The sequence below is a fragment of the Methanobrevibacter sp. genome, assembly GCF_017539065.1.
Lineage (GTDB): Archaea > Methanobacteriota > Methanobacteria > Methanobacteriales > Methanobacteriaceae > Methanocatella.
The window spans coordinates 88,486-104,641 of record NZ_JAFYHP010000015.1; the positions used below are offsets into that span (position 1 = coordinate 88,486).

General features: G+C 32.5%; 15 protein-coding genes and 3 rRNA genes. 3 read left to right on the top strand and 15 right to left on the bottom strand.

Annotated features, from left to right (window positions below; translation table 11 throughout):
* Positions 1-410 precede the first annotated feature (410 nt).
* From IKS50_RS04010 to IKS50_RS04030, 5 genes are all read right to left on the bottom strand, one after another.
* Positions 411-2,681: an ABC transporter permease gene (locus IKS50_RS04010; RefSeq protein WP_292845734.1), complete on the bottom strand. Its 2,271-nt coding sequence runs from the start codon at positions 2,679-2,681 to the stop codon at positions 411-413.
* A gap of 38 nt (positions 2,682-2,719) precedes the next feature.
* On the bottom strand, positions 2,720-3,424 hold the full coding sequence (locus tag IKS50_RS04015; RefSeq protein ID WP_292845737.1) for an ABC transporter ATP-binding protein: 705 nt from the start codon (positions 3,422-3,424) through the stop codon (positions 2,720-2,722).
* Positions 3,425-4,950: 1,526 nt separating this feature from the next.
* Positions 4,951-5,529: a zeta toxin family protein gene (locus IKS50_RS04020; RefSeq protein WP_292845740.1), complete on the bottom strand. Its 579-nt coding sequence runs from the start codon at positions 5,527-5,529 to the stop codon at positions 4,951-4,953.
* Positions 5,513-5,710, bottom strand: a complete 198-nt coding sequence (locus IKS50_RS04025) for a hypothetical protein (protein ID WP_292845744.1) — start codon at positions 5,708-5,710, stop codon at positions 5,513-5,515. Before IKS50_RS04025 ends, IKS50_RS04020 begins: the two co-directional genes overlap by 17 nt.
* 123 nt (positions 5,711-5,833) lie before the next feature.
* Complete coding sequence (locus tag IKS50_RS04030; RefSeq protein ID WP_292845747.1) at positions 5,834-6,406, bottom strand: transglutaminase family protein; 573 nt, start codon at positions 6,404-6,406, stop codon at positions 5,834-5,836.
* A gap of 257 nt (positions 6,407-6,663) precedes the next feature.
* On the opposite strand from IKS50_RS04030, the gene IKS50_RS04035 reads away from it, so the two are divergent.
* A complete protein-coding gene (locus tag IKS50_RS04035; protein ID WP_292845750.1) occupies positions 6,664-7,260 on the top strand; it encodes an HXXEE domain-containing protein in 597 nt (198 codons plus the stop codon).
* A 6-nt stretch (positions 7,261-7,266) separates the two neighbouring features.
* Here the strand turns inward: IKS50_RS04035 and IKS50_RS04040 are convergent, their stop codons facing one another.
* Together IKS50_RS04040 and IKS50_RS04045 are read right to left on the bottom strand one after the other, a co-directional pair.
* A complete protein-coding gene (locus IKS50_RS04040; protein WP_292845754.1) occupies positions 7,267-8,307 on the bottom strand; it encodes an aldo/keto reductase in 1,041 nt (346 codons plus the stop codon).
* Positions 8,308-9,417, bottom strand: coding sequence for a low temperature requirement protein A (locus IKS50_RS04045; protein ID WP_292845757.1), 1,110 nt, complete (start codon positions 9,415-9,417; stop codon positions 8,308-8,310).
* Between the two features lie 1,091 nt (positions 9,418-10,508).
* Between IKS50_RS04045 and IKS50_RS04050 the strand changes: the two genes are divergently transcribed.
* Entirely contained in the window at positions 10,509-11,138 is a 630-nt protein-coding gene (locus tag IKS50_RS04050) for a DUF1847 domain-containing protein (protein WP_292845760.1), read from the top strand.
* A gap of 74 nt (positions 11,139-11,212) precedes the next feature.
* Here IKS50_RS04050 and IKS50_RS04055 read toward each other — a convergent pair whose 3' ends face one another.
* From IKS50_RS04055 to IKS50_RS04070, 4 genes are all read right to left on the bottom strand, one after another.
* The gene (locus IKS50_RS04055; RefSeq protein WP_292845763.1) at positions 11,213-11,392 is read right to left on the bottom strand and encodes a 4Fe-4S binding protein; all 180 of its coding nucleotides are present in this window, start codon (positions 11,390-11,392) and stop codon (positions 11,213-11,215) included.
* Positions 11,393-11,431: 39 nt separating this feature from the next.
* Positions 11,432-11,719, bottom strand: a complete 288-nt coding sequence (locus IKS50_RS04060; RefSeq protein ID WP_292845766.1) for a DNA-binding protein — start codon at positions 11,717-11,719, stop codon at positions 11,432-11,434.
* A 21-nt stretch (positions 11,720-11,740) separates the two neighbouring features.
* Positions 11,741-12,268, bottom strand: coding sequence for a DUF134 domain-containing protein (locus IKS50_RS04065; protein WP_292845769.1), 528 nt, complete (start codon positions 12,266-12,268; stop codon positions 11,741-11,743).
* Positions 12,269-12,597: 329 nt separating this feature from the next.
* Entirely contained in the window at positions 12,598-13,104 is a 507-nt protein-coding gene (locus IKS50_RS04070; RefSeq protein WP_366664919.1) for a GNAT family N-acetyltransferase, read from the bottom strand.
* A gap of 156 nt (positions 13,105-13,260) precedes the next feature.
* Here IKS50_RS04070 and tsaA point away from each other — a divergent pair, with 156 nt between their 5' ends.
* Complete coding sequence (gene tsaA / locus IKS50_RS04075) at positions 13,261-13,653, top strand: tRNA (N6-threonylcarbamoyladenosine(37)-N6)-methyltransferase TrmO (protein ID WP_292845775.1); 393 nt, start codon at positions 13,261-13,263, stop codon at positions 13,651-13,653.
* A gap of 646 nt (positions 13,654-14,299) precedes the next feature.
* Here tsaA and IKS50_RS04080 read toward each other — a convergent pair.
* From IKS50_RS04080 to IKS50_RS04095, 4 genes are all read right to left on the bottom strand, one after another.
* Positions 14,300-15,211 carry a transcription initiation factor IIB gene (locus IKS50_RS04080; protein ID WP_394357518.1) on the bottom strand — a complete coding sequence of 304 codons (912 nt, stop codon included), beginning with the start codon at positions 15,209-15,211 and terminating at the stop codon, positions 14,300-14,302.
* Between the two features lie 221 nt (positions 15,212-15,432).
* A 5S ribosomal RNA gene (gene rrf / locus IKS50_RS04085) occupies positions 15,433-15,550 on the bottom strand.
* Positions 15,551-15,598: 48 nt separating this feature from the next.
* Positions 15,599-15,716 (bottom strand): 5S ribosomal RNA (gene rrf / locus IKS50_RS04090).
* A 129-nt stretch (positions 15,717-15,845) separates the two neighbouring features.
* Positions 15,846-16,156: ribosomal RNA gene (locus tag IKS50_RS04095) — 23S ribosomal RNA — on the bottom strand; the annotation flags it as partial.

Here is a 16,156-nt window from a genome sequence, read left to right on the forward strand (position 1 = left end):
ATGAAATCCAACTAGGCTTCCAATTCAACATCATAGATTGTTTTACATTAACAAGTTAATGGCCAACAATAAGTAGTGACTTGCTAGGAATAAACAAGAGACAGCAAGCACCATATTTTCAACTACCTCAATATCAATTCTCCAAACATCAGTGATGATAAAATTTTATAGATAATTACCAAACTTTCGATATCTAATGTTGAATCATCTGTCTTGAACTTTTTTTAAAATCAATTCATCATGTGTTTTAGTTTATGCTTTGAGAAATTCTTTGATTCAAGGAAATACTAATTTATACCATGATATTGGAGTGTCTGATAATTATTTTTTAGATGATAAGAGTTTTAATTTTTATTAATCTGAATAACAATTAGTGATTAAAAAAATAGCTTAAAAAATTGGAACAATAATTATTCCAAGATTTTAAGCGCCTCCACCATGTCTAGATTTTTAATCTTGCGTGAGAAGTACAGGTTTATGATAATTGACACTGCCAAAACTATTAGGAACGTGCAAATTATATTTGTAAAAGTCAATACTGACACAATATAGTATTTCTCACTGGATTGCTGCCAAATCATCACTAAAATTCTATACCCTGCCGGTATGCCCAGCAGAAACCCGATTATTATGAAGACCAAACTTTGTGTCAGCAATAATTTTGTCAGCGAACGGGTCTTGAAACCTAAAACCTTAAGGGTTCCGATGTCACGTTCCATCTCCAAAAAGCTTAGCAGACCCAAATTGTAAAGAACAATCAATGCCAAAACGACTGCAAAGAACATCAGCGCATAGATTATTATCCAAAGAGGCGTATTAAGCTCCCTGGAACTGTCAATAAGGTCATCAATATAAATTACTGATTTGATGCCATTATAATCATTATCAATATGTTTAGCTGTAAGGATGCTTGTTGTAGTGTAATTTAAGCCCAAATCATCCAGTTTCTTAGCGGACATGACTAATCCTTGAGAACTTGGATGACCATGTATCTTGTCGATTTTTACATCAACCCATTTGTCTGAATCCTTGATATGCATCCTAACGGTGTCTCCTACACCAACTCCCAAAAGATTAGCCATTTTTTGTGAAATTGCCACCTCATCATCCTTGATGTTTATCCTATTTTTATCTATGTCAGTTGGGGTGATTAAATCTGTACCATTTAGTACCAGGAGCGTTCCTGTCTTTTTCATGGAATCAGATTCTATCTCAATAGAAGATTCCATTATCTTATCCCCGTCCACATCCTTAGCCACGTCATCGATTTGAGATGGGGTTGCATCCATATCAATCACAAGTTTTGACTCAAAATGATCAATTACATCATATTGCCAATGTTCCGCATCATTCATTCCATCATACAATCCAAATGCAGAAATTAAAATTACAGTACAACCCAATACTCCAACAACAGTCATTATAGCTCTGAAATTATTTCTTTTGGCATCCCTATAATTCCAACGGAAATTAAATGACAAATGTTTCCAGAACCCTAATTTTTCAACAAATGAAGATGTTGTTGCCTTAGGTGCCTTTGGCCTTATAATTGTTGAAGGGGGCTCATTGACTATGCTTTTGATTGAGTAATATGAAACTATGATTGACAGTAAAACCATTATGACAACTGCATATGCAAATCCAACACCATCAACAGGCCTAAGGTAAGGCAAACTAAAAATTTTACACAAGGAGGCATATGCAAGCTTATATATAAAGATAGGACCTGAAATTAATCCCAATATTGATCCAAGCGATACCAATACAAATCCATATGACAGATAGTGAAGCATTATAGTCCTGTTTTTGAATCCATTAGCTTTAAGAACGCCAATTTGAGTTCTTTGATGAGTGATAACTCTTTTCATTGATGTTAAAAGCATCAACATTGAAACCAGAATGAAAATTGTAGGGAGAATGTTGCCAATCATCTTAAATTGGTCGATTGTACCCTGATATACTTTTACACTGGTATGGCTTTGTCTTGGCATGAATGAACTGTAATCACCACCCAACTTTTCAGACAACACATCCTCAAAATCTCCATCATTCCCATTGAATTTAACATGCAAAACATTATATTGGACATTATCCATTGGGAATGCATTATGGGACATATAAGCAAAACCATATTCTGTGTGATTAGCTTTTACTGCATAATATGGTAAATTATAAACATATTCCGGAGAATATCCCAATCCCCTGATTTCCTTTTCAATGGTCATTCCATTGAATTTAAAGCTTATGTTGTCTCCTACATTCAATCCTTTTTCATCTGCAAATTTTTTATCCAACCATACTCCATCCTCATCACTGAGATTTAACTCTTTTCCTTCAGCCAAATAGAATTTGGATATTGTGTTGTTCTCTACAAAATGCAGCTCAATGTCAGGACTGTTTGAAAAGTTAGCCGTCGAAGTTATCACCAATTGTCTCTCACTGGATGTGGTTGAGTTTAAATCATTCACTTTGCCTTGAAAATCAGAACTTATGTCGGTAGCATAAATCCAACCATCGGCCAAATTAGTGTCTTCGTAAAGGTTGTCAATGTTCACCTCTAGACAGTTTGCCTCTCCCCCGACACCGGCAAATATGAATACTCCTACAAATGCCATCAGGAAAACTGAAATGAATTGGATTTTATAATCTGAAAGGTCTCTCAGCATCTTTTTATAAAGCATCTAATCACCATCTTTAAAAAAAATACACATTACACTAATCACCAATCTATATCGGCAATCTTCATTGGGGAATCATTTAATTCTATACTTTCAACTTGGCCGTTTTTGATTCGGATTACCTTGTCCGCCGCCTGTGCCAACAATGAATTGTGGGTTACGATGACAACCGTGGATTTTTGGCTTGTGCTTAAATCCTGAAGAAGGCTCAATACAAGAACTCCTGTGTTTGAGTCCAAAGCCCCTGTTGGCTCATCACATAAAAGAACTGCAGGCTTTTTTGCAATTGCCCTTGCGATTGATATCCTTTGTTGCTGTCCACCGGACATTTGTGCAGGAAAATGATTTGCCCATTCCTTAAGGCCGACGGCATCTAATACTTCCATTCCATCTATCTTTACATCCACAACATCATTCATTAGCTCAACGTTTTCTATAGCCGTTAAGTTGGGGATTAAATTATAGAACTGGAAAATGAAACCGACATTCTTGGCCCTATATTCTGTAAGCTGATCTTCGTTAAATGACTCAATGTGATTACCATTGACAATTATTTCACCTGAACTTACACAATCAAGACCCCCTAAAAGGTTTAAGAGTGTTGATTTTCCCGCTCCCGAAGGGCCGAGTATGACAACAAACTCCCCCTCATCAATAGTGAAATTAACATCATCCATAGCTTTTAATAACTGGGCACCAGATTTATAAACCTTATCAACATTTTTAAACTCAATTACAGTACTCATAAGTTTGATTTTATTAAAACTTTTAAATAAAACTTTTTAATAATTAAAAAAATAACTTGGAAGGAATTATTAAAAAATAAAATGACTATGAAATATTATAAATTATTGGAAACATAGAATATGATATATTTAACAATGTTTTGCGAATAATTCAAATAACACCGGATATAAAGTCAATTTACTGAAAAAACTATACAAAATATAAACACCAGCTAAAAAAGACCAAAATAATCCCTTAAAAAAAGACTCTTTTTTTAAAAATATTCACACACTACACCCAATAACATCATAAATAAGTTATATTAACATAATAAAGAAAAAACTCAATATTAATGATTAATAAGTCAAATAAACCACAAATAATAGATATTTTTGTTGCCCGTATACTATACAAAATATTTACTACTTTTAGCTCTTAAATTATAATATTTAGTATCAATTCATATAAAGATTATCAATAATATTTGGTGTTTTTAAAGTGGAAATAATAATGTTTTTTTGAACTATGTGTAGAAAAGGAAGCTATAAAACACATATTAAAGCTAATTGTCATTTAAATTGTCAGTTTATCAAATTAGAAAATTTCGGATAAGATCCAACTAGGCTTCCAATTCGACATCATAGATTGTTTTTACATTAACAAGTTAATGGCCAACAATAAGTAGTAACTTGCTAGGAAAAAATAAGAGATAGCAAGCACTAAATTTTCAACTGCCATAGTTCAATTTCTCCTAGATTAATAGGAGTGTTTTTATTATAATGCTCTTTCCCATTCATAAAAACACCAAGTTCTTAGTAAAATTATATTAGTGTTTTAGAAATAATTATTTTAATCAAAAACTATATATAATTTGTTAATTTTAAAAATAAATATTGTAATAACTATATAATATTGTTTTTAGAAGAAAATATTGCTTTAATCATATAATAAGCGACATAGTAATGTTTATATATTTTAATAGTTATAATATCATATAACATCAAATGATGTTGGACTGCTATAGCAGACCATGTTTTTAGTATTTGGATAGGGATGCGTCAAAATTTGTTTAACAAATTTATCCTTATTCAATTTTAAAATTCTATTTTTTAATATTCTTCGAAAATGGATTTATTGTTGGAAACATAGTAATATGATATATTTAACAATGTTTTGCGAATAATTTTTCAATTAACACACCAGATATAAAGTCAATTTACTGAAAAAACTATACAAAATATAAACACCAGCTAAAAAAGGCCAAAATAATCCCTTAAAAAAAGACTCTTTTTTTAAAAACATTCACATACTACACCAAATAACATCATAAAATAAGTTATATTAAGATAATAAAGAAAAAACTTAATATTAATGATTAATAAGTCTAATAAACCACAAATAATAGATATTTTTGTTGCCCGTATACTATACAAAATATTTACTACTTTCGGCTCTTACAATATAATATTGCCAAAACAACATTAAAATAATTACTGTTAAAAAGAGGATATTGCATGACATCTGCTAAAAAATTGAGTGCACCACATTAATTTTCATATTCACTTATTCCAGTGAGTTTTTCAATTTCAGAGTAATTCCAATATTTATTCTCCCAATGGTAATACACATCTTTTCTTTTCTTAAATATTCTAAAAGGAGAAATAGTGTTATCATAAATATGGACAATATCACAAATTTCAACTAATTCTGGAATTAACTTAAGTGCTTTTTGATATCTTGATTTGATTTTATCTTCAGGAACTCCATGACCACCCATAGACTCCCTCATCCTTACCCTAGCAATATTTATCTCATAATCATCTGTTAGGACATAGATGCATCTTAAGAAATATCCTTTTTCTTTAGCCTTTTTAAGCAGTTTAAGATTGCGATCTGTTGAAAGCACAGTTTCAAATGTGAAATCTTCATCTTTTTCCAGCATTGATTCCCTAAGCTCTTCGGCTTTCTGTGCAGCCTCCAAATCACTGCATGCAATTGATTTTTTAATATCATCAGCATTTATGTAAACACCTACAGTTTTTGCCATACGTGTTATTGTGGTTTTGCCACTACCATTTGGTCCTGCGAAAATCATGACTTCCGGAAGCCTATTTTTCTGTGACATAAACTCTCCTTCCATCAGGATACTCTAAGTAAGCACGTTTATTTTCATCATCATAACCAGCAATAGGAAGTCCTTTAATTTCACATATTTCCTTATCAAGCTTTATGGATGCTTTAAATAGTTCTGTAAGTTCTTCATCAGAAATTCCATAAGTAGAATCTAATTCATTTCCTTCAACCAAAACAAACCCCCCCTTATTACTAATTGTAATATAAAATATCTACTTCATTTATGATAAATATTTTCAAACTGCGACTTTATGAAAAAACACTTGCCTAATGGATATGGAATTACATTAATTTAACTAAAACTCAAAATCTGTTGAAATATCCATTATATTCATACTTTCCATTAGTATAGTAACCAACCTTTCATCCAAATCAGCGTGATTATCGTGATAATCGATTTCTCCAAATTCACTTCGAATTGAATAAGCAAGGTGTTCTTCATCCAAACTAAAATAAGCATTAATGTTTTCCTTATTCCCCCGAGCATCAAGCCTAATCCATTCATCCAAATCTTTTATATGCACAGTGTTTAAAGCATGAATCATATAACCTTCACTTGCATCATCAGCTCTTGTAAGCAGCTGATAACTGATGCCTGATGGGATATAATTTGCCCTTAAAAGTGCTGAGAGAAGACATGATTTTGTCCAGCATATGCCTGTTTTGTTTTTAAGCACATCACTGGCAGTTCTTGAAACTACATTTGCTTTAATGTCCCAGGAGTGAGGAATTTCATCTCTAACAAAGATGTAACTTCTCTTGATATAATCCAAATTATCATCTGATTGATTCTTTAATTCCTGAACCTTTTTCTGAATATGTGAATCCATATAATCAATGCTTGGAGTTTCTATTAAATATTTTTTCATTTAATTGTTCACTTCATTATAATTGGTTAAATCTAAAATAAAATAATAATATTGTTTTATAAGTCTAAAAAACTTCTTAAAATGGATTTTGCCCGTATACTATACAAAATATTTACTACTTTTAGCTCTTACATTATAATATTTGATGCAATAATATTTAAACACAACACAATATATAAAATAAATAAATAAATAAATTATCCACAATATTGAAAAAAACATGACAAAATTTTTACACAAGGAATATGGTGTTCTTCATGATTGAATTTCTCAAAAAATATAATATGCACATTTTCATTGTTTTAATTGCTATTTTAACTGTTTATGACCTTTTGAATTGGAATCAAATTTCCATTGTGAGAAAATTAGTAAATCTGTTTGGAATATTGGCGATTCTGCATGAAATCGAGGAAAAATATTGGCCCGGCGGTTTTTTTGATTTAATGTTGAAGAAACTGGAAATAAATATCAATGATGTTGATGTGGGAAGAGCCAATTTAGCAGTATTTATATTCTGGTTAGTTTATCTTGTGTTGGGATACATATTTGATAACTTTGTATTTTTCTTCATGATGACAATCGTATTATCCATTTTTGAAGCGTTCATACACACAGCCGGAATTAAAATCCACAAATTAAATAAACCATACACACCAGGCCTGGTTACAGCATGGATTTTGGCAATAGCTGCAATATACTCAATTATCCAATTAGGCAAATTTAACCTTGCAGGCCCAATAGACTATTTAATTGGGACAATATTGTTTATTATAAGTTTCATGATATTAAGTTCACAAGTTTATTCCGGCATGGGAATAAACAGGAAAGAAATGATTAAAAAGATGCGAGAATAATTTGGTTTAAATCCTATTTTTAGTGTGTTTAATCCAGACTTTCTCATTATCGCCTGCTGAAACCTTGTTGTCTGCCATTACCCCCACCAAATCGTGAGCCACATATGGTTCCTCCAAATAACCAATGTCCTTCTCAGTTAATGTCAAATCAACGGAATTGACTGCACCTTCAACATGATGCATTTTAGTGGCTCCCACAATAGGAGAGGTTACCTTTGTAAGCAGCCATGCCAGAGACACTTCAGTCATTGACACATCATAATTTTGAGCAATTTCATTGACTCTTTCTATAATCTTTAAATCTTGCTGTTCAGAATTTTGATATTTCAGTTTGGCATAAAAGTCTTCATTCAGTCTTTTGGATTCCTCCCCCGGAAGTCTTGAGAGTCTTCCTGAAGCCAGTGCACTGTAAGGTGTTACTGCAATGTTGTCAGTGCGGCATAATGGAATCATTTCACGTTCTTCTTCTCTGAAAATCAGATTGTAATGTCCCTGAATTGATACGAATTTTGCAAAACCTTCCGCTTCAGCAAGCGCGTTGGCCTTTGCAAGCTGCCAGGCAAAACAATTTGATATTCCAATATATCTGACTTTACCCTCTTCAATGACTTCGTTTAGACCTTCAAGAATATCATATAATGGAGTATTGTAGTCCCACATGTGATAGATATACAGATCAATATAATCCAGTCTGAGATTTGCAAGGCTTTTTTCAACCATGTTATGAATGTGCTGTCTGCCGGAAACGTTATTTTCAATATCTTCCTGTGATCGTGGCAAAAACTTTGTTGCAACAACAATATCCTCACGGGAAGCGTTTTCTCTGATTGCTTTTCCGACATATTGCTCTGAAGTTCCGTTCTGATAGCCGATAGCAGTATCAAAGAAGTTAATTCCATTGTCGAGTCCGTTTGTAATTATTTCTATTGATTCTTTTTCAGGCAATGTCCATGTATGCATTCCGTTTTCAGGATCTCCAAAACCCATACAGCCCATGCATATTCTGCTGACTTTCAAATCAGAGTTTCCTAATTTAATGTATTTCATTTAAATCTTACCTTTATATTTCATTAGTAATACTCCAAAATTGCCAAATGTAATGATTAAGCTTCCGATTAAGAAAGCATATAAATTTGAAAGGAATATCAAAATAACTGCTATTCCCACAATTGTGCTTCCTATCATCAGCAACACATCTCTTTTTGTTAATTTGATATTTTGCTTATAATATTCCTTATTTGCCATTATTGACAGGTAGAAAATAACCAGCGATACAATCATCAATCCGCTTGCAAATAAATGGTTTACTTCACCTGAATGTACGAGCTCCAAAGCCACAGTAACCAAATTAATGCTGATTACAACAAAGTAATGGCTGAACATCAATCTTAGTGACCTTTCCACTCTTTGATGTTCCATTAAATGATGAATCTGAATGACATATGACCCGAACATTGTTAAAATTATAAAGAATACCAATATTGGAACCGGATTGAAGTTTGATGTGTCAAAGAAATGTGTAAGACCGACAATCGCCTCGCCGAATGTTATGATTGTCAACAGTTCAAATCTCTCAACCAGATGCGGAAAACTGATAATGCTTTTGTCAAACTTGCCTCTGATAAAGAATGGTAAAAAGGCACCAGTCAAGACTGCAACAACATTTATCCAGATAACATAATCTGTCAAATTAAAAAGAGTGCATAAAATGGCTATTACATAAATTGTACAAACCACTGCCAGTATTGTTATTGAATTGCCCGCCGCACCATCCATCGAATGCTCTTTTCGAGCTTGAATTGAATACAATGCCATAACAGTCAATAACAGCACTAGCATCGAAAGATCGAATGGAAACGCCATTGTAGCCCAATCATGGGAAATTGTATTTGCCATATAAATTACTGAAATCATGTTCACACAGGCAAAAGCATAATCATACCACTTCCACTGCCCATACCTGTTCACATAGTTTGTAAAATAAAGCCAAGCCTGCAGAATCACAAATGAAGTAATCAGATAAGCAAAAAAGTTATATGGTGGAATTACACCATTTATCGGTTCTGAAATTAATGCTGTTAACTTTGATATTGCATATACAAAAATCAAATCATAAAATAATTCAATCAGTTCAACAGGTTTTGTTTTGACTTCCATTAAAATCACTTATTAATGAAACTATATGTCCTAAATTATTTTTAAATGTTGTTTTAGCAACGATATAAAGTCAATGTGCAAAAAAAGTATACAAAATATAATACTCTTTTAAAAAAAAGACAAAATTAATTCCTTAAAAAAATACTTATTTTTTAAAAATATGAGTATATTACACTTAATAAAATCATCAAAAAAGTTATATTAAGTTAATGAAGAAAAAACTCAATATTAATTATTAATAAGTAAAATAACACTCAATTTATGTACAATGGATTTTGCCCGTATACTATACAAAATATTTATCACTTTTAACCCTTACAACATAATATTTAGTATCAGTTGATATAAACATTATCAAATTATTTTGGTGTTTTTACAGTGGAAATAATAATGTCTTTTTGAGCTATGTGTAGAAAAGGAAGCTATAAAACACATATTAAAGCTAATTGTCATTTAAATTGTCAGTTTATCAAATTAGAAAATTTCGGATAAGATCCAACTATGCCCCCAATTCGACATCATAGATTGTTTTACATTAACAAGTTAATGGCCAACAATAGATAGTAACTTGCTAGGAATAAATAAGAGATAGCAAGCACCATATTTTCAACATACGGAATACAAATTCCTCCAATTTGATTGGAGCGTTTTTAATAGAATGCTCTTTCCACTTCATAAAAACACCAACAGTTATAGATTATTATATTAGTGTTTTAGAATTAGATATTTCGTCTTAAAACTATTTATAATTTATTCTTTTTAAAAATAAACATTGATTTCAGAATGTAAAATTGTTTTCAGAATGAAATATTGCTTTAATTTGATAATAAGTGATAAATGAAACATTTATATATATTGAGGTTCATAATATCATATAACATCTTAGGATGTTTGGTCAACACAATACAGACCAACAGTTATGTATGTTGAATGAGGATGTGTCGAAATTTGTTTAACAAATTTATCCTTATTCAATTTTTAAAATTCTATTTTTTATATTCTTCAATAAGATTTGTCAAAAGATTGTATAATATTATTTTAGTAAAAAATGAAATAATAAAATAAGAAACAACTCATTAAGGAAAAATATCATGAAAAAATACTCCTGCAGCAAGTGTCGAATTATAAACTGCAAACATCAAGATAAGGAATATCCCAAATTCTGTCCAACAAAAGAATTAACGAATGATGAAATAATTGAAATTGAAAAACTCTACAATGAAGACAACAACAAGGAAATATCACGGATATCCGCAGAAATAGAAGAAGAGTTCTACTGCAAATACACCAGAGTAGAGGAAATAATAGAATTTGCCAAAAGACTAAAAATGAATAAGATCGGAATAGCTGCATGTGTAGGACTGATGGAAGAAAGCAGAACATTTGCAGAAATCCTCGCCAAACATAACTTTGAAGTATATTCTGTAGCGTGTAAAGTAGGGGCAATGAAAAAAACAGAAATAACCGGAATAAATGAAGAAAAAACAACTGTAACCGGAAATGTAATGTGCAATCCGATATTGCAGGCAAAAATTCTGAACAAGGAAAAAACAGACCTTAACGTGATAATTGGATTATGCGTGGGACATGACAGTCTATTTTATAAATATTCGGATGCTTTATGCACAACTCTCGTAACAAAAGACAAAGTGCTCGCACACAATCCTGTAGGAGCATTATACCAAACAAACACATATTATAAAAAGCTAATGAATGATTAAGAAATGTATTAATTATAGAAAAATAAGTTATGATGCTTTCAGTAAAAAAAGAGATAAAAGAATGATTTGAAGTTTCATTCTATTGTGATGCATTCATTTGGACATATGTCGACACATGTCTCACAGTAACTGCATTCATCCGGTTCATTGACGGTCAATTTGCCGCCTTCAAGAATTAAGACTTCCATCGGACAGACGTCTGTGCAGTCACCACAATTATCGCATTTGCTGGTGTCAATTGTAATGTCAGCCATTTTTTTAACCTCCCAAATAATAAAAAATGAGTATGTTTTTTAGCATACTCTATGTCCGCAGCATTTTTCAGGGTCGTGTGGGATATTTGGGTCATGGTGGTCAGGGTATGGTTTTCCGCATGTCAGTGGCCCTCTTCCACGTGCAGATCCGCAGCATCCTCCCATCCTTTTGTTGTGGTTTAGTATTGAATCGATATCCAGATCTTTTACTTCTCCCAGATATTCGATGGTTGTGCTGTGGCATTTTGGACACATTGTATGTTCGCCATTCAATGTTATCCAGTTGAAGCCACATTCTTTACATACATATTCTAAATTGTCAGCCATTTTAATTCATCTCCTAATATATTAAATGTTGCATAATCCCCTTCCCTGAAGTGGTGAACCGCATTCAGGGCATGTTTTTGTTCTGCATGGAACTCCTCTAATTTTTGGTTCGCTGTAACCGCAATTAGGGCAGCTGCATGTGTCATTTGACATTTTGCCTCTTCTGTTATTTGCGTTTAGTTTGCGAATGTTTGTTGATTTGCAGTCTGGACATTCTTCATATTCCTTTTCTGGATTTGACCATTGAAAACCACAATCTTCGCATAAATACTTGTTTGGATCAATCATTGTATCACCTTTGACAATAACTATTGGTCGGCCTTCAATTAGAGATGTAGCCAGTTTGTTTCTTGCGGAATTAAGAATTCTGTGAAATGTTGATTGTGAAATTCCCATGAATTCTGCAGATTCAGTTTGTTTTATGTTATGATAATCTTTGAATCTGATTGCTTCAAACTCATCTACAGACAGTTCGATAGGATTTATATTTTTTTTCAACTCGTGCCTGTGGCATGTAACTACTCTTCTCATTCTTTTAGGTCTTACCATATTTTTCTCCCCAAATGTGTCTTCAGGTATTATGAATATATATTCATAACTATTATATAAATGTTGCCATGAATCACAAAATTATGTAGGATGCATCTATTGCATACGTAATTCTTGGTAGTGATGAATGTAAATCGAAAGTAATTTCACAACTATTATTTTAATGAAATGCATTTAACATTAACTTCAAGGGTATTAAAAATAGATTTGCTTTTCAACTATGCATATACACCAACTACTTTTCAAAAGTAGGCTTCCTTAAAAATTGATGTTGTTACAGTTGATTTGGATTCAATTAGGGCATTTGGAGTAGTTGATGTCAATGAAAACTATTTTTTCATTATCTTTTCAAATCTAAACATTTCCTCATCCCTCATAGGATGGTCTTTATCCCAATCCGGTTCGGGATTCTTTTCATTTAAAAATTCCACTATATGGAACCCCAATTTATTTACGTAAAAATGAATGTTTCTTTTATCAAAGTAAGGTGTGCATGTTTCCCATATTTTTGTATTTGGATATAAAGATTCTATTTCTTCCCATATCTTTTGTCCAATGCCTTTGTTTTGACTGGATGTGCTTACAAATAAGAAACATAACTCATTGTGTTGTGTTTTTTCATTTATTTCAATGATAACACCACCCAACATGTCATGATTGCTTTTCATTGCATAAACATGAGTATTTTCTTTGTTTAAGCATTCATCAATGTCCTTTTCAGGCAAGATTAATTCTTCACATTTACCATAAACATTTTCGTAGCCATGTTGGAATGATTCTTGCAGTAACCTTTTAAATTTAGGCAAATCTGCATCCTGCAATTCAATTAGTTCCATATAATAATTTATATGATACCCTACGTTCAAATAGTTTTCATTGAAATACTCAACAATAACATAATATACTGGAAACATAAAATATGAAATCCATTATTTATATTTAATAAATTATAAATATTTCAAACTCATTAATTAACTATGAGGTATTTAATCATGGTTGAAGAAATAATTTTTAAGCCGATTGGTTATATTAAGTCCCCATATGAAGATGTAAAAAGCATGCCAAAATCAACTAGGGAGTCTGGAGATGTAGAAGCCGAAATGATCATTAATGAGGAATACCTGGAAAGCATGTCCAGCATGAAAACAGGTGAAGAATATATGGTTTTATTCTATTTTCATAAATCTAAAGGATTTGAACAAAGAGTTCCTTTTAGGGGAAATGGTCCGATAAAAGGTTTGTTTTCAACTCATGCACCAAATAGGCCAAATCCTATAGGAGTCTCTACAATCAAAATAAAGGAAATAAATGGAAATGTCATTAAGTTCACAGGAGTTGATATGTTAAATGGCACTCCAGTACTTGATATAAAAGACATTTTATGAATTGATTTTTATTTATTATTTCTTATTTTTTTAACTTTTTGCACTTTTTAATATTACATCCAGAAGGTCTATTCAGATATCCCAAATATAAAGTCAATATACAAAAAAAGCATACAAAATATAATGCTCTTTAGAAAAAAAGACCAAATTAATTCCTTAAAAAAATAATTATTTTTTAAAAATAGCAACACATTACGCTTAATAATATTATCAAATAAGTTATATTAAGTTAATTGAATATAAACTTAATATTAGTAATTTGCAACTGAAATAAACCTAAAATAATATGAATTTTATTTTGCCCGTATACTAACTCTCTTGAATCATTGCTAGAATACCCTTCGCTCCTCGAGTAACCCTCGAAACGGGCAGCCTATCCAATGCTGGGTTTCTCCTAATCATCGACAGTATCAACTTCCCTCATAAAAGGACCGTAGGCATTGGTCAAAAAATGATACGACAATAATATTTTATCAAAAATAATATTTAACATTTTTTAAAAAAAAAGAATAGAACACCAAGATTGAATCTTGATGTGTGTTTCAGTTCCCCAGGTGAATTAATTATGTAGCATTACTCCAAATCGAATGTTTTCAAGAGTAACTTGAACAAGGCGATGAAAATTTAAAATAAAAAAAATGAAATTTTAGATAACAACATTGACCTTTTCAGATAATTCTTTGTATCTATTTCTGATAGTAACCTCTGTTACTCCTGCAACATTTGCAATTTCGCTTTGGGTTTTTCTCTCACCAAGTAGAACTGCTGCAATATATAATGCTGCTGCAGCAACACCTGTAGGTCCTCTGCCTGAGCTTAAGCCTTTTTCATTTGCTTTATTGATAATTTCGACTGCTTTAGCTTGAGTTTCACCGGATAATCCTAATTTGCTTCCGAACCTTGAGATATAATCCGCCGGAGATGTGGGCTTTAACTTAATACCCAATTCCCTACATAGGAATCTGTGATTCTTTCCAATCTGCTTTTTAGAAACATTAGACACTTCTGAAATTTCATCCAGAGTACGTGGAATATTGCAGCGTCTGCAAGAGGTATAAATTGAAGTGGCAACCATGCCTTCAATGCTCCTTCCACGAATAAGTTGCTTTTTAGCAGCATTTCTGTAAATCCATGAAGAATCTTCCCTTACGGTTTTCGGAATGCCCAATTTTGAAGAATAACGATGAAGCGTACTTAATGCAAGAGCAAGATTTCTTTCACGAGCATTGGCAATTCTGGCCCTCTTATTCAGAATTCTTATACGATTCAATTGAGCACTATTTTCGGAAAGGCTACGTCCATTAGAGTCAACATTTCTCCAATCAATGATGGTAGCCAAACCTTTATCAGAAATCGCATAAGTTGAAGGTGCACCGGTTCTGGCACGCCTGTCCCTTTGTTCATGATCAAAAGCCCTCCATTCAGGACCTTGGTCTATTTGAAATTCGTCCAAAACTGTGGAACATTTACCGCAAAAGACTTCAGCCCTTTGTGTGTCTTCACGTATGTCAGTTGAATTACAGACAGGACATCGCTGATGTACATCTTCAGCAAGAATACTTTTTTGTTTAAATTCCCTAATGGGAACAGTGGCTTTGGTTGTTATATTATCATCCCCCCCCTAAAGGATCGTGGATTAAATCCAAATATAAGTTTTCGACAAACTAGGACTAATTAATAAAGGATAAAAAAAAGTTTAATTAGTCAATACATACATTATAAGTTTTTTAACGGGTGGTTGTATAAATTCTAGGTACGGTGTGATATTATAATATAATGAGCTTGCAGCGAAATGAAATTCCCATAGAAAACCATAGTACACAAACAAAACACAAAAGGACTTCACTACTGGGATCGAAACGAGACCAGGTATAACCCCCATGCTATGACCGCAAAACTCATTATGTTATGAGAATGATAATTGAGGAATGATTTGTATATAAAAGGCTTGCAGCGAAATGAAATTCCCATAGAAAACCATAGTACACAAACAAAACACAAAAGGACTTCACTACTGGGATCGAAACGAGACCAGGTATAACCCCCATGCTATGACCGCAATACCTATAATATACAAACCAAATGAAAATGATAATGAATATTAGTGCAACTTTCACCCTTACTGTTAACACCTAACCAAATTATTATTAAACTATACATTATTTTTCAAATGTATATGTTTACTAACAATTAAAATAATGCAAGCGAACAATTGGAAGCAGCGGACTCAACAACTCGGAAAAAAAACCTCGAAGCTTACATCCCTACCCCATCAAACAAGTCTTCTACTCGCGTCCTAAGCAATCTATTTTCAGGGGATACCTCAGGCTTAGATGCTTTCAGCCTTTATCACCTAGCGCGTAGCTGCCCGGCAATGCCTTATCAGACAACCGGTCGACCAGAGGCGCCGACAACTCGTTCCTCTCGTACTGGAGCCACCTTCCCCTCAGACTACTAACACATCCATTAGATAGTAACCAACCTGTCTCACGACGGTCTAAAC

Bases quoted from the DNA above. Each gene is read 5' to 3' on its own strand.
- IKS50_RS04010 (WP_292845734.1), bottom strand. From the start codon at position 2,681: ATGCTTTATAAAAAGATGCTGAGAGACCTTTCAGATTATAAAATCCAA.
- IKS50_RS04015 (WP_292845737.1), bottom strand. From the start codon at position 3,424: ATGAGTACTGTAATTGAGTTTAAAAATGTTGATAAGGTTTATAAATCT.
- IKS50_RS04020 (WP_292845740.1), bottom strand. From the start codon at position 5,529: ATGTCACAGAAAAATAGGCTTCCGGAAGTCATGATTTTCGCAGGACCA.
- IKS50_RS04030 (WP_292845747.1), bottom strand. From the start codon at position 6,406: ATGAAAAAATATTTAATAGAAACTCCAAGCATTGATTATATGGATTCA.
- IKS50_RS04035 (WP_292845750.1), top strand. From the start codon at position 6,664: ATGATTGAATTTCTCAAAAAATATAATATGCACATTTTCATTGTTTTA.
- IKS50_RS04040 (WP_292845754.1), bottom strand. From the start codon at position 8,307: ATGAAATACATTAAATTAGGAAACTCTGATTTGAAAGTCAGCAGAATA.
- IKS50_RS04045 (WP_292845757.1), bottom strand. From the start codon at position 9,417: ATGGAAGTCAAAACAAAACCTGTTGAACTGATTGAATTATTTTATGAT.
- IKS50_RS04050 (WP_292845760.1), top strand. From the start codon at position 10,509: ATGAAAAAATACTCCTGCAGCAAGTGTCGAATTATAAACTGCAAACAT.
- IKS50_RS04055 (WP_292845763.1), bottom strand. From the start codon at position 11,392: ATGGCTGACATTACAATTGACACCAGCAAATGCGATAATTGTGGTGAC.
- IKS50_RS04060 (WP_292845766.1), bottom strand. From the start codon at position 11,719: ATGGCTGACAATTTAGAATATGTATGTAAAGAATGTGGCTTCAACTGG.
- IKS50_RS04065 (WP_292845769.1), bottom strand. From the start codon at position 12,268: ATGGTAAGACCTAAAAGAATGAGAAGAGTAGTTACATGCCACAGGCAC.
- IKS50_RS04070 (WP_366664919.1), bottom strand. From the start codon at position 13,104: ATGGAACTAATTGAATTGCAGGATGCAGATTTGCCTAAATTTAAAAGG.
- tsaA (WP_292845775.1), top strand. From the start codon at position 13,261: ATGGTTGAAGAAATAATTTTTAAGCCGATTGGTTATATTAAGTCCCCA.